The following is a 14,380-nucleotide window of genomic DNA, read 5'->3' as shown; positions in this document are numbered from 1 at the left end:
GTTTTGGCACGTTTTTCCCATGCACTCGCGACTTGCGAATTCAAACCTCGCAAAACAGCGCTGGCGGTGCCCATCCCGCACCAAGAGCAATCATCGAACGCTATCCGCGTTCTTGTAAGGTGCGATACCGAACCAAAAGTTCGCGTATCCGAGCTGGCAACAAGGAGTTCACCGCGTGAATCTTCAAACGCTCTGCCGCATCACAGCCTCTTTGCATTTATCCGTTCGCCACCGAGTTCATCCGAACAGTCCCGGTTGCCTTCACACTTACTTTATTACCTGACACCTTCGACAGCGCACTGCGTTCGCCAATGAGTTATTGGCCGACGGCAGCGTGCTATTTATTTTTTAAATAAGACTCGGGCAGTTACTGCACAAATGCAGTGTGCATTGAACGAAAGCAGGATTGTCGAACAATAACTTTCGGCGCCATTACAAGTGCACCAAAACTGCTCCACCGGGTTGAACTATTCAGTACTTCAAACATTGATTTCATTTAAACAAGAACAAGGAACATACCCCGTGACCCGCTAAAACATTGGCCCGCACCAAATCAGTCCGCCGCGCACCAGCAAGTGCACCGGCCGCCAGCCAAGCCGCCGCTCTACCCCGCCGATCAGCGTGATAGCGCGTCTAGCCTGACTCGCCTTTGAAAAAGCTCCGTCAGGTGGAGTAACGGGTATCTCTGTGCCAGCGAAAAATCACCGCAAGGGCAAAACTTATATAAATGCGACATGGGTAACACTCATGAAATACGCACTCTACATTTCAGCAACATCTGGCACAGCCGTTGCTATGTGTAACAAGCATGAGACAGCGACCGATGTCTTACGCAATAGAAGAACAACCAGGGAATGGCCAATGAACACTCGAAGTCGATGGCGCTAAGCCAGTAAGTTTGCACAAGCCTTGGTAACTGGATAGTTAAACTAACTATCGGCTTCTGCTCACCTTGAAGAAAGTTGCATCCACTCACTCGAACATCAGCCAAATGTTCGGACGGCACCTTATTGCCCTTCATCCACCCGAGGGAGCTTTAATGAACGATGCGGTAAAGCACAGAACCCTGCCGGGGTCGTTGCGGGAAGCGCCAATTCCGCCGCCTCCGGGCAGGCCGGCGTTTAAAGCCAACACTTCGCAACCCGGCGGTCTGAATAAACAGCAGATGGTGTTGCTGATCGCTGTGTCGGCACTGATACATGGCGGCGCCTGGTGGTTTCTCCAGCAATCCAAAGCAGAGCCATTGCCAACGCCACCGCAGATTCCGGAAATGACCGTCGAGCTGACCAGCCCGACGCCACCCGCACCGCCCACACCGGAACCGCCACCACCGCCTCCCCCACCACCGCCTCCCGAACCGGAGCAACCGGTGGAAGACGAGGACGCGGTCAAGCCACCGCCGAAACCGGTGGAGAAACCCAAGCCGATCGAAAAACCAAAACCGGTCGAGAAGCCGAAACCGGTGAAAAAGGTCGAGCCACCGAAAGCGCCACCGGCGCCGGCACAACCGGCGGCTCCTGCTGCCCCGGCCACCCCGAGCGCGCCACCGGCTCCTGCCGCCGCGCCGGGTCCGGTCAAGGAGTCGGCAGCGATTTCCGGTCTCGCCAGCCTTGGCAATCCGCCGCCGGAATACCCGTCGCTGGCGCTGCGGCGCAACTGGGAAGGCAGCGTGGTGCTGCGCATTCAGGTGCTGGCCAACGGTCGCGCCGGCTCGGTGACGGTGACCAAGTCCAGCGGCAAGCCGCAACTGGATGACGCCGCCGTCGCTGCGGTGAAGAACTGGAAATTCATTCCGGCCAAACGCGGTGACACGCCGATCGACGGCTTCGCCACGCAGACCATTGATTTCAAATTGCCGCAATAACCGAACGCTCAATCAACGCACAACCGAATAACGCAAGCGAGGTGTCACCATGAACGATTTGTCTTCGATGATTGTCCCCGGCGTGCTCTGGGGTCTGGTGCTGTTTTCCGTGGTCAGCTGGGCGATCCTGCTGGTCAAGTCGGCGCAGTACCTGCGGCAGAAAGCGCAGAACAAACAATTCACAAAAGCGTTCTGGGGCGCGCCGGATCTGCTCACTGCCGCCGAGCACGCCAGTCAATATCCGGGTTCGCTGGCGCGCATCGCCAGCAGCGGTTTCGAGGCGCTGCTGGTGGAAGATTCGCCGCGCACCACGCAGCAATTGGCGCACACCATCAACCGTTCGGATCGCCTCGAGCGCAACCTGCGCCAACAGATCCAGAAGGAACGCCGCTCGCTAGAAAACGGCCAGGCAATCCTCGCCAGTATCGGCAGCACCGCGCCGTTCATTGGCCTGTTCGGCACCGTGTGGGGAATCATGGAAGCGCTGAAAAGCATCGGCGAAACCGGTTCGGCCAGCCTTGAAGCGGTCGCCGGGCCGATCGGCCACGCGCTGATCGCCACCGGTGTCGGCATCGCCGTCGCGGTGCCGGCGGTGCTGATTTACAACTTCTTCCTGCGTCGCCTGAAACTCGCTTCGGCAGACATGGATGACTTCGCCCACGACTTCGACGCCCTCGCCTCGCGCAGTGCGTTTTCCATCAGCCGTCAGGCGATCGCCAGCAAAACCACAGCCGCCGTGCGGGAGGCCAGCTGATGTCTTTTTCTACTCAGGACAGCGATGAAGTGCTCAGCGAAATGAACGTCACGCCGCTGGTCGACGTGATGCTCGTGCTGCTAGTGGTGTTCATCGTCACCGCACCGCTGATGACCAACGCGATCAAGGTCAACCTGCCGAAAACCGACGCCGTCGCCCCCGCCGAAAAGAAGGATCCGGTGGTGGTCAGCGTCGATCAGGACGGCAAGTTCTATCTGGCCAAGACCGAGCTGGCCCCGGAATCGCTGGAGGCCAGCCTCAAGGAGGTCAAGGCCAAGGACGCCGAAGTCCGCGTGCAGTTGCAGGCCGACTCCGCCGTCAATTACGGCCAGGTGGCCAAGGCCATGGCGTCGATCGAACGCTCGGGCATCACCAAAATATCGGTGATGACCACCCACTGAGTGCGGTGCCGGGCGCGCCTTGAGAGACGCACCCGGCACCGCTCGCTGACTCCCGTCGCAATCAGCCGACCGAAAAAACGCCATGCGTCTTCGGAGGGGATCGGCTTGCTTGAAGAAAGTGGTTTTCCGCACGCGGTATCACCGATAGCGGAGCAATGAGGGGCTCACAAGGCCAATTCGATAACGTCTAAAAAGTCGGAAATAACCATGCTGATGAACACTCCACGCTTCACGCTCAAACCCTTGGTGGCAACGATTTCTCGCCACCGTTTTGTTCCGTTGTATCTGGTGGCCATGGGGATGGGCGCCGGGACTGTGCAGGCGGCCGAGGACGACAACACCGGCGTCCCGGCGGCTGCGGCGGTGGTTGCGCCGACCACGCAACTGCAACGGGTGGAAGTGACGGGTTCGGCGATTCGCCGGGTCGATGCGGAAACGGCGGTGCCGATCACCATTCTCAAGGCCGATGAGCTGCGCAAACAAGGCGTGACCACCACCGCCGAACTGGTGCAGCGCATCACTGGCAGCCAGTCGATCAACAACAGCGCAGGCTCCGTGGGCGCAGCGACTGGCGGCGCCTCGTTCGCCGACATGCGCGGCATCGGCGCGAACAAGACGCTGGTGCTGCTCAACGGTCGACGTCTGGCCAACAACGCCTTGTCGGGGACCAACTCCGCCGGCGGCGCGGTGGATCTGAACATGATCCCGTTTGCCGCCATCGAGCGCGTCGAAGTGCTGCGCGACGGCGCCTCGGCCCTGTACGGCACCGACGCCATCGGCGGCGTGATCAACTTCATCACCAAGAAATCCCTGACCGACGGCCAGTTGACCCTCGGCGGCGAAACCCCGACCCACAGCGGTGGCGGTGCAACCAAAGACATGAGTGCCAGTTGGGGCTACGGCGATCTGGAGGAGGACCGCTTCAACGTCCTCGGCGTGTTCAACTACAACAAGCAGCAGAACCTCGACGCCAACGACCGCTCGTTCGCCACCGACTACGCCCCCGGTCGCGGCCTCGATCAGACCTCCGGCACCGCGTTCCCCGGTAACTACAGCCAGAACGGCAACGCCACCAACCCGTTGGCCAACAGCAATTGCAACGGCCCCAACCTGATCGCCCGCGACGGCTTGTGCCGCTTCAGCACCCGTGAATTTATCGATCTGGTGCCGCAAACCGAGAAGACTTCGTTCTTTGGCAAAACCACCGGCAAGCTCGGCGACGATCACAACGTCAACCTCGAATACTTCTGGTCGCGCAACAACAACGCCGTCGCCGTCGGCCCTGCGCCGCTGACCGGGCTGAGTCTCGATTCCTCGTCACCCTACTACCCCGGCAACGGCATCACCCCGGCGCCGACCGATTTCGCCCTCGACCCGACGCAACCGGTCGATGTGAACTGGCGCGAAACCGCTGCCGGCCCGCGTGAATCGAAAGACCAGAATACCAGCCAGCGCTTCCTGCTCAGTTTCGATGGTCTGGTCGGCGGTTGGGATTACAACGTCGGCGCCTCGTACAACCAGAACAAAATCGTCTCCAGCGTCACCAGTGGCTATGTCAGCGATCAGGCAATGATCGACGGTCTGGCCAGCGGTTTGCTCAACCCGTTCGGCCCGCAGTCGGCCGCTGGTCAGCAGTACATCGACAACGCGGCATATCACGGCGCCTATTCGACTGCTGTGGGCCGTGTAGCCGGTTTCGATGGTCGTATCAGTCGTGAAATCGGCGACTGGTTCGGTGCCGGCCCGTCCGGTCTGGCGCTGGGTGGCGAGTACCGCAAGGAGAAATTCCATCAGGACTTCGAGTCGTTCGCCGGCGACATCCAGAGCCTCGGCATCGACCCGGCCGGCAGCGTCGAAGGCGACCGCAGCGTGAAAGCCGCCTACGCAGAAATCAACGTGCCGGTGCTCGACAGCCTCGAACTGTCCGCCGCCGTGCGTCACGACAAATACAGCGACTTCGGCAGCACCACCAACCCGAAATATTCGTTCCGTTATCAGCCGTTGAAAGAGCTGGTGGTGCGTGGCGCCTACAGCGAGGGTTTCCGTGCGCCGTCGCTGTACGAGCTGTACTCGCCGCGCAGCATCACCTTCACCCAGGGCTTCTACAACGACCCGGTGCTGTGTACCGGCGGTGTGGTGCAACCGGGCGGCAACGGTGGCCGCGATTGCGGTCAGCAGTTCCTCAACCAGATTGGCGGCAACGAAGATCTGGCCCCGGAGAAGGCGCGCAACGTGACCCTCGGCTTCGTCTATCAGCCGATCAACAACCTGTCGGTGGGTCTGGATTTCTGGTGGATTCACATCTCCAACCAGATCCAGCCGTTCCCGGAATCCACCGTGTTTGATCAGGCCGGCTCCTACCCGGACCGCTTCGTGCGCAACGCCGACGGCACGCTCAATTACATCGTCACCGGCAACGCCAACCTCGGCATCGTCGAAACCAACGGTGTCGATGTGTCACTGGATTACCGCTTCCCGAACACGCCGTACGGTCAGTTCGGTCTGGGCCTGCAAGGCACCTATGTTGACGAGTACGACTTCCAGAGCACCATCAAAGGCCCGTTCACCGACAAGGTCGGCGACTTCGAGGGTGACGGCGTGATCGCGCGCTGGAAGCACAACCTCACCGGCAGCTGGACCTTCGGCGCGGCGCGGGCGGCGCTGACCAACCGCTTCACCACCGGTTACAACGACTACGACCGCGATACTCATGCGCGCGTGGCGTCGTATTCGGTGTGGGATCTGTCGGCCGGTTACACCTTCAACAAGGTGCTGGATGTCGATGCCGGGATGAAGAACGTGTTCGACCGCAACCCGCCGTTCTCCAACCAGGCCTACAACTTCCAGAGCGGCTATGACCCGCGCTACACCGACCCGCTGGGCCGCACCTTGTTTGCGCGCATGACTTACCACTTCTAACCAAGAGCACCGCAACTCCTGTAGGAGTGAGCCTGCTCGCGATAGCGTTTTTTCAGTCAACCTTGCAGGGTCTGACTTGGCCTCATCGCGAGCAGGCTCACTCCTACAGTTTTGATCTGTGTGCATTCAGGAATTGAGGAGTGATTGCATGAGTTTTTTGCGCAACATGGCGGGCCTGCTTCTGGGCAGTGCGCTGCTGTGCTCCGGGGCATCGGCGCTGGCCGCTGGCAGTTATGCGCTGACGGTGTACGGCGAGGCGCCGAAGTATCCGCCGGGTTTCCAGCATTTCGATTTCGTCGATCCGCACGCGCCCAAGGGCGGTTCGCTCAGCCGTGCGTCGATGGAAATCGGCCAGTACAACTACATCAGCCCCTATGCCGATCAGGGCATTTCCGTGGTGCAGGTCAACGACTGGGTGTATGCGCCGCTGGCGTTCCGTTCGCTCGACGAGCCCTACACCGTTTACGCATTGGTCGCGCAACAGATCGAGCGCGATCCCGATGGACTCTGGGTGCGCTTCACCCTCAATCCAAAAGCACGCTTCGCCGACGGCACGCCGATTACCGCCGAAGACGTGCGCTACACGTACAACTTGCTGATGACAAAGGGCAGCCTGAGTTATCGCCAGCAATACGCCGACGTACAGGACGTGTTGATCGAAGGCCCACGGCAGGTGCGCTTCACCTTCAAGAACAACCTCAACCGCACCCTCGCGCTGGACTTGGCGACGATGCGCATCGTCCCCGAGCATTGGTGGCAAACCCGCGACTTCGCCAACGGCGGCGGTTTCGAGCCACCGCTGGGCAGCGGCCCGTACCGGGTGAGCAAGGTCGACGCCGGGCGCAGCATCAGTTTCCAGCGCGATCCGGACTGGTGGGGCAAGGACCTGCCGGTCAGTCGCGGCATGTACAACTTCGACACCCTCACGGTGAATTTCTACGGTGACACCGACGTCGCCCGCCAGTTGTTGCAGGCCGGCGCGTTCGACTACAACCGCGAGTTTTCCTCCTCCGGCTACGTGGTCGGCTACGACAGCCCGGCGTTGCGCGACGGGCGCTTGCAGCAGTCGATTCTGGCCCCGGAAAAACCCACCGCCGCCCAAGGCTTCGTGTTCAACCTGCAAAACCCGATCTTCCAGGATCGCCGCGTGCGTCAGGCGATCAGCCTGCTGTGGGATTTCGAGTGGACCAACAAACAGATGATGCGCGGCTTCTACGTACGTCAGAACAGCTTCTGGCCGAAGAGCGAAATGGCCGCCACCGCGCTACCTGATGCCGAAGAATTGAAGATTCTCGAACCGCTACGCGGGCAGATCCCTGACGAGGTCTTCACTGAGGTTTATCAGGCACCGAAAACCGATGGCAGCGGCTACATCCGCGACAAGCAACTGCAAGCACTGAAGCTGCTCGCCGAGGCAGGCTGGACGCCGCAACACAATCGTCTGGTCAACGCTGCTGGCGAGCCGCTGGAGTTCACCTTTCTCGACGGTCAGGGCGGCTTCGATCGCATGCTGCTGCCGTTCAAACGCACCCTCGCGCAGATCGGCATCACCCTCAATCTGCGCCGCATCGATTCGGCGCAATACGTCAACCGTCTCAACGCCCGCGACTACGACATGATCGTCACCAGTTTCCCGCGCAGCGGCGATCCGATCGTATCGCCCGGCCGCGAGTTGTACAGCCTGTACGCCTCGCAAAGTGCCACGCAAGTTGGCAGTTCCAACTCGATGGTGCTGGCCAATCCGGCGGTCGATCAACTGATCGACGGGCTGGTCCAGGCCAACACCCGCGAAGCCATGGTGCATTACGCCCGCGCCCTCGATCGGGTGCTGCAATGGGGTTACTACATGATTCCCAACTACTACTCCAAAGGCACGCCGACGGTGTATCAGAACCGCTTCGGCATGCCGCCGGTGCAACCGGCGTACGACGAAGGCCTCAACACTTGGTGGGAAGTGTCGGCCAAGGCGCTGACCACGCAACAGATGCACAGCCAACTCGCGGGGGGCCAGTGACATGCTGCGTTATCTGAGTCGACGTTTGCTGCTGATCATCCCCACGCTGCTGTGCATTCTGGTGGTCAATTTCCTCATCGTGCAGGCCGCGCCGGGTGGCCCGGTCGAGCAAGCCATCGCACGCTTGCAAGGCTTTGGCGGGCACAGCATGGGCGGTGGTGGCGAGGTCGCCGCGATTGGCGGCGCCGGACGCAGCAGCCGTGGTCTCGACCCGGCGCTGATCGAGGAAATCAAACACCATTACGGCTTCGACAAACCGCTGCACGAACGCCTGTGGCTGATGCTGAAAAACTACGCGCAGCTGGATCTGGGCAGCAGTTTCTTTCGCGGCGCCAAGGTCACCGATCTGATTGTGCAGAAGTTGCCGGTGTCGCTGTCGCTGGGTTTGTGGGCGACGTTGATCACCTACCTGATTTCGATCCCGCTGGGCATTCGCAAAGCGATCAAGAACGGCAGTGCGTTTGATGTCTGGAGCAGCACGGCGATCATCATCGGCTACGCGATGCCAGCGTTCCTCTTCGCGATTCTGTTGATCGTGGTGTTTGCCGGTGGCAGCTCCGTTAACTGGTTTCCGGTGCAGGGGCTGGTGTCGGATAACTTCGACAGCCTGAGCACGCTGGGCAAGGTCGGCGACTACCTCTGGCACCTGGTGTTGCCGGTGACGGCGCTGGTGATCGGTGGCTTCGCCACGCTGACGATCCTGACCAAGAACAGCTTCCTCAACGAGATCAGCCGCCAGTACGTGATCACCGCGCGGGCCAAGGGTCTGACCGAGCGGCGCGTGCTCTACGGCCATGTGTTTCGCAACGCCATGTTGTTGGTGGTGGCCGGCGTGCCGTCGGCGCTGATCGAGGTGTTTTTCGCCGGCTCCCTGCTGATCGAAACCATCTTCAATCTCGATGGTTTGGGGCGCATGAGCTACGAGGCGGCGGTGTCGCGCGACTATCCGGTGGTGTTCGGTGCGCTGTTTCTGTTCACCCTGTTCGGCCTGTTGATCAAGCTGATCGGCGACCTCTGCTACACCCTGCTCGACCCGCGCATCGACTTCTCGGCGAGGACTGCCTGATGTTCACTCTTTCCCCTCTCGGCCAGCGCCGTGTCGCGCAGTTCAAGGCCAATCGGCGTGGGCGCTGGTCGTTGTGGCTGTTTATCGGTCTGTGCCTGATTTGTCTGGGCGGTGAATTGATCGCCAACGACAAGCCGTTGGTGATCCGCTACCACGACGCTTTCTACTTCCCGATCCTCAGCGATTACCTGGAAACCGATTTCGGCGGGGAGCTGCCGTTTCAGCCGGATTACGCCAGCAATTACGTGCATAAACTGATCGAGGATCAGGGCGGCTGGATGCTCTTTCCGCCGATCCCGTTCAGCTACGACACAGTCAATTACGACCTCAGCGAACCGGCGCCGAGTCCGCCATCATCGAGCAATTGGCTGGGCACCGATGATCAGGCGCGCGACGTGTTGGCGCGGGTGATTTTCGGCACGCGGATTTCGATTCTGTTTGCGCTGATCCTTACCGGCATCAGTGCGCTGATCGGCATCGTCGCCGGGGCGTTGCAGGGTTATTACGGCGGCTGGGTCGACTTGCTCGGGCAACGGGTGCTGGAGATCTGGTCGGGGCTGCCGGTGCTGTACCTGCTGATCATTTTGTCCGGGTTTGTCTCGCCGAGTTTCTGGTGGTTGCTGGGGATCATGGCGCTGTTTTCCTGGCTGGCGCTGGTTGATGTGGTGCGTGCCGAGTTCTTGCGTGGACGCAATCTGGAATACGTCAAAGCCGCACGCGCACTGGGCCTGACCGACAACGAACTGATGTGCCGGCACATCCTGCCCAACGCCATGACCTCCACTCTCACCTACCTGCCGTTCATTCTCACTGGCGCCATCGCCACGCTGACTGCACTGGATTTTCTCGGCTTTGGCATGCCGGCCGGCACTGCGTCGCTGGGCGAATTGATCGGTCAGGCCAAACGCAATCTGCAAGCGCCGTGGCTGGGGCTGACGGCGTTTTTTGCCTTGGCGCTGATTTTGTCTTTGTTGGTTTTCATCGGTGAGGCTTGCCGTGATGCGTTTGATCCAAGGAGCTGAGATGAACGACAACCTGATTGAAATTCGCGATCTGCGCGTGGCCTTCGCCGGGCAGGAAGTGGTGCACGGTTTGAACCTCGATATTCGCCGTCGCGAATGTCTGGCACTGGTCGGTGAATCCGGCTCGGGCAAGTCGGTGACGGCGCATTCGATTCTGCGTTTGTTGCCGGGCAAGAACGTCAGTAGTAGCGGCGCGATCCGCTACAACGGCGTCGACTTGCTGCACGCCAGCGAGCAGCAGATGCGCGGCTTGCGCGGCAACCGCATTGCGATGATTTTCCAGGAGCCAATGACCTCGCTGAACCCGTTGCACACGGTGGAAAAGCAGGTCAGCGAAGTGCTGGAGATTCACAAAGGTCTCAAGGGCCGCGCCGCACGCGAACGGACATTGGAGCTGCTGGAACTGGTCGGCATTCGCCAACCTTTGCAGCGTTTGAAAGCCTATCCGCATCAGCTCTCCGGCGGTCAGCGGCAACGGGTGATGATCGCCATGGCGCTGGCCAACGAGCCGGAACTGTTGATCGCCGATGAGCCGACCACGGCGCTGGATGTCACGGTTCAGCAGAAGATTCTTGAGCTGCTGATCGAGTTGCAGCAACGCCTTGGCATGTCGCTGTTGCTGATCAGCCATGACCTCAATCTGGTGCGACGTATCGCGCAACGGGTGTGCGTGATGCGTCAGGGCGAGATCGTCGAGGAGGCCGATTGCGAAGCGTTGTTTCGGACGCCGCAGCATCCTTACAGTCGTTTGTTGATCGAAGCGGAACCCAGCGGCGCGCCGGTGCCCAGTGAGTACGATCACAACCTGCTTGAAGTCGATGATTTAAAGGTGTGGTTCCCGTTGCCCAAGGCGTTGTTCAGTCGCCAGCAGGATTACATCAAAGCGGTGGACGGCGTGAGTTTCACCCTGCAACGGGGCAAGACTTTGGGGATTGTTGGCGAGTCGGGTTCGGGTAAATCGACGCTGGGTCAGGCGATCCTGCGGTTGGTCGAGTCTGAGGGCAATATCCGTTTTGGCAACAAGCAACTGAGCCTGCTCAATCAGCGCTTGATGCGCCCGTTGCGGCGGCAGATTCAAGTGGTGTTTCAGGATCCGTTCGGCAGCCTCAGCCCACGGATGTCGGTGCAGCAGATCATTGCCGAGGGGTTGCTGACCCATGGCATCGGCACTGAAGCCGAGCGTGAGGCGGCGGTGATTCGCGTATTGGAGGAAGTCGGCCTCGATCCGCAGAGCCGACATCGTTATCCCCACGAGTTTTCCGGTGGCCAGCGCCAACGCATTTCCATCGCCCGCGCACTGGTGCTGGAACCGGCGCTGATTCTGCTCGATGAGCCGACTTCGGCGCTGGATCGCACAGTGCAGAAGCAGGTGGTGGAGTTGTTGCGGCAACTACAAATCAAACATGGGCTGACCTATTTGTTTATCAGCCATGATCTGGCGGTGGTGCATGCGTTGGCGCATGACTTGATGGTGATCAAGGATGGCAAGGTGGTTGAACAGGGTTCGTCGCGGGAAATCTTTGCCGCGCCCAAACACCCATACACCCAGGAACTCCTGAACGCCTCCGGCCTCAAGCCCGACACAAAACCCTGTAGGAGTGAGCCTGCTCGCGATAGCGGTATTCCAGTGACATAAGTTTTGACTGACCCACCGCCATCGCGAGCAGGCTCACTCCTACAAGGGATTGGGGTGGGTCATTGAAATATTTTTCATAGGCACTGCATCCAAACGCCTCCGCCACGGGTAGTCCCTGTAACAGCCCTCTTCGGCTGCCAGCGATCTACCCTTTTCGGAGAAACATACTGATGAACATCACCCAGTTGATCTGCCTCACCGGTTTGCTCACCGCCAGCGCCTCAACCTTCGCCCAAAGCAGCTATCCCGACGCGATCAAAGTCCCGGACGGCCACAAGATCGCTATGGAGACCACCGGGGTCGGCGAGATCACCTACGAATGCCGTGACAAAGCCAATACTCCAGGACAGACCGAGTGGACCTTCGTCGGCCCGAAAGCGGTGCTCAATGATCGCAGCGGCAAACAGGTCGGCACTTACTTCGGCCCGCCGGCCACCTGGCAGGCCAAGGACGGTTCGAAGGTCACCGGCACACAATTGGCCGTCGCGCCGTCGACTCCGGGCAACCTGCCCTATCAACTGGTCAAGGCCAATCCGGCCGAGGGTAAAGGCGCTATGAGCGGCGTGAGCTACATCCAGCGCGTCGCACTCAAGGGCGGCGTGGCGCCGGGCAGCGAATGCACAGCGGCGAACAAGGGCAAGCAGGAAGTGGTGAAGTATCAGGCTGATTACATTTTCTGGGCGGCGAACTGATCTCCGGAACACCACAAATCCCCTGTAGGAGTGAGCCTGCTCGCGATAGCGGTGTATCAGTGAAGAATATGCTGCTGACACACCGCTATCGCGAGCAGGCTCACTCCTACAAGGGGAATTATGTGTTCTGGATGTTTGCGGAATGTGAGCTAGATTGCACGACATGCCTTTAGCCGAATCCGTTTTCGATTACGAAGCCCGCCTCGCTGCCTGTGCCCGTGGCGAGCGGTCGGCCCTGCGCGATTTGTATGTGCAGGAAGGCCCGCGTCTGCTCGGTGTGGCCAAGCGCCTGGTGCGCGACACGGCGCTGGCGGAGGACGTTGTCCATGAAGCATTTATCAAGATCTGGAACGGTGCGGCAGGGTTTGACCCTGCGCGCGGTTCGGCGCGTGGCTGGATATTCAGCGTGACCCGGCATCTGGCGCTGAATCTGCTGCGTGATCACCGTCGTGAAACGTCGCTCGGCGTTGAACACGAAACAGTCGGGGATGCTGACGAATTCGATGCCCATGCGCATTCGGCACGCATTCATCGTTGCCTCGAACAACTCGAGCCACAACGCCGCCACTGCATCCTGCATGCCTATGTCGACGGCTACAGCCACGCGCAAATTGCCGCGCGCCTCGACACGCCGCTGGGCACGGTCAAGGCGTGGATCAAGCGCAGCCTCAATGCGTTGCGGGAGTGCATGGGATGACCAGCGAATCGGCGCAGGAACGTGATGAACTGGCTGGCGAATATGTGCTCGGCACATTGACTGCCGAGCAGCGCATCGAGGTGCAACGGCGCTTGCCGAATGAGCCCGAATTGCGTGCAGCGGTGGATGCCTGGGAACGGCGTCTGCTGGAGTTGACCGATCTGGCGCCCGCGCAACAACCCTCGGCGCTGTTGTGGCCACGGATCGAACGCAGCCTCGAACGGCTCACGCTAAAAGCGCCGTCGACCTCATGGTGGAATCTGCTGCCGCTCTGGCGCGGGCTGAGTGCGGCTGGACTGGCCGCCACATTGATTTTGGGCTCGATCCTGCTGACCCAGACCACGCCGAAACCAAGCTTTCTGGTGGTGCTGGTCGCGCCGCAGGACAAGGCCCCGGGCTGGGTGATTCAGGCGAGCAATTCGCGGGAGATTCAGTTGATTCCGCTCGGTGTGGTCGAAGTACCGGCGGACAAGGCGCTGGAATTCTGGACCAAGGCTGAAGGCTGGCAGGGGCCGGTGTCGCTGGGGCTGGTCAAGCCAGGCGAGGCTTTATCGGTGCCGCTGGACAAGTTGCCGCCGCTGCAACCCAATCAGCTGTTCGAGCTGACACTTGAGGGCGCCAATGGCTCGCCGATTGGCAAACCGACCGGGCCGATTCAGGCGATCGGGCGCGCTGTGAAGGTGCTGTAAGGCTCTGCTCTGCGGCTCCTGGCTACCATCATCGGCATCGATGTTCACCATCACGGCAATGAAGTTCTCATAAAAAATCCCGGGCGTAACATCTGCTCCATACCAACCAACAACACCCCGGAGCACACCATCATGAAACGCCAGACTCTTCTCGGTATCGCTTTCTCGGTCTTCGCTATCAACGCTTTCGCCGCTACCCCGGCCCACACCATGATCGCCGAAGGCGGCTCGGACAAACTGATCGAAAGCCGTGTGGCTGAAGGTGGTTCGGATCGTCTGCTCGAACGTCGCGTTGCTGAAGGTGGTTCGGATCGTCTGATCGAACGTCGCGTTGCTGAAGGTGGTTCGGATCGTCTGATCGAACGTCGCGTTGCTGAAGGTGGTTCGGATCGTCTGATCGAACGTCGCGTGGCTGAAGGTGGTTCGGATCGTCTGCTGGAACGTCGCGTTGCTGAAGGTGGTTCGGATCGTCTGATCGAACGTCGCGTTGCCGAAGGTGGTTCGGATCGTCTGATCGAACGTCGCGTTGCCGAAGGTGGCTCGGATCGTCTGATCGAACGTCGCGTTGCCTGATGATTGGCTGTAAGCGCAACACCCCAGAGAAACCCGGCTCCCTCAGCCGGGTT

The 14,380-nt window shown here is 60.3% G+C and carries 12 protein-coding genes; all 12 read left to right on the top strand.

The window, feature by feature from the left end; all coding sequences use genetic code 11:
• Positions 1-1,039: 1,039 nt before the first annotated feature.
• Positions 1,040-1,864, top strand: a complete 825-nt coding sequence (locus ACI514_RS05795) for an energy transducer TonB (protein ID WP_405123264.1) — start codon at positions 1,040-1,042, stop codon at positions 1,862-1,864.
• Positions 1,865-1,931: 67 nt separating this feature from the next.
• Positions 1,932-2,618, top strand: a complete 687-nt coding sequence (locus tag ACI514_RS05790) for a MotA/TolQ/ExbB proton channel family protein (RefSeq protein WP_371857975.1) — start codon at positions 1,932-1,934, stop codon at positions 2,616-2,618.
• Positions 2,618-3,019 carry a biopolymer transporter ExbD gene (locus tag ACI514_RS05785; RefSeq protein WP_007918272.1) on the top strand — a complete coding sequence of 134 codons (402 nt, stop codon included), beginning with the start codon at positions 2,618-2,620 and terminating at the stop codon, positions 3,017-3,019. Before ACI514_RS05790 ends, ACI514_RS05785 begins: the two co-directional genes overlap by 1 nt.
• A gap of 207 nt (positions 3,020-3,226) precedes the next feature.
• The gene (locus ACI514_RS05780; RefSeq protein WP_405123263.1) at positions 3,227-5,938 is read left to right on the top strand and encodes a TonB-dependent receptor; all 2,712 of its coding nucleotides are present in this window, start codon (positions 3,227-3,229) and stop codon (positions 5,936-5,938) included.
• A gap of 148 nt (positions 5,939-6,086) precedes the next feature.
• Positions 6,087-7,952 (top strand): extracellular solute-binding protein, encoded by a 1,866-nt coding sequence (locus tag ACI514_RS05775; RefSeq protein ID WP_405123262.1) that lies wholly within the window; start codon positions 6,087-6,089, stop codon positions 7,950-7,952.
• Between the two features lies 1 nt (position 7,953).
• On the top strand, positions 7,954-9,018 hold the full coding sequence (locus tag ACI514_RS05770; protein WP_405123261.1) for a microcin C ABC transporter permease YejB: 1,065 nt from the start codon (positions 7,954-7,956) through the stop codon (positions 9,016-9,018).
• Positions 9,018-10,040, top strand: coding sequence for an ABC transporter permease (locus tag ACI514_RS05765; RefSeq protein ID WP_150731467.1), 1,023 nt, complete (start codon positions 9,018-9,020; stop codon positions 10,038-10,040). Before ACI514_RS05770 ends, ACI514_RS05765 begins: the two co-directional genes overlap by 1 nt.
• Position 10,041: 1 nt before the next feature.
• Complete coding sequence (locus ACI514_RS05760; protein WP_405123260.1) at positions 10,042-11,676, top strand: ABC transporter ATP-binding protein; 1,635 nt, start codon at positions 10,042-10,044, stop codon at positions 11,674-11,676.
• A gap of 170 nt (positions 11,677-11,846) precedes the next feature.
• Positions 11,847-12,368: a DUF3455 domain-containing protein gene (locus ACI514_RS05755; protein ID WP_160058724.1), complete on the top strand. Its 522-nt coding sequence runs from the start codon at positions 11,847-11,849 to the stop codon at positions 12,366-12,368.
• A 163-nt stretch (positions 12,369-12,531) separates the two neighbouring features.
• The gene (locus ACI514_RS05750; RefSeq protein ID WP_405123259.1) at positions 12,532-13,065 is read left to right on the top strand and encodes a sigma-70 family RNA polymerase sigma factor; all 534 of its coding nucleotides are present in this window, start codon (positions 12,532-12,534) and stop codon (positions 13,063-13,065) included.
• Positions 13,062-13,754: an anti-sigma factor domain-containing protein gene (locus ACI514_RS05745; RefSeq protein ID WP_405123258.1), complete on the top strand. Its 693-nt coding sequence runs from the start codon at positions 13,062-13,064 to the stop codon at positions 13,752-13,754. Before ACI514_RS05750 ends, ACI514_RS05745 begins: the two co-directional genes overlap by 4 nt.
• 132 nt (positions 13,755-13,886) lie before the next feature.
• On the top strand, positions 13,887-14,327 hold the full coding sequence (locus ACI514_RS05740; RefSeq protein WP_160058727.1) for a phage infection protein: 441 nt from the start codon (positions 13,887-13,889) through the stop codon (positions 14,325-14,327).
• The last annotated feature ends 53 nt before the right edge of the window (positions 14,328-14,380 follow it).

This window comes from Pseudomonas sp. M20, from assembly GCF_045037865.1.
GTDB lineage: Bacteria > Pseudomonadota > Gammaproteobacteria > Pseudomonadales > Pseudomonadaceae > Aquipseudomonas.
Note: the sequence above shows the minus strand (reverse complement) of the source record. Positions and strands in the feature narration are given on the sequence as shown.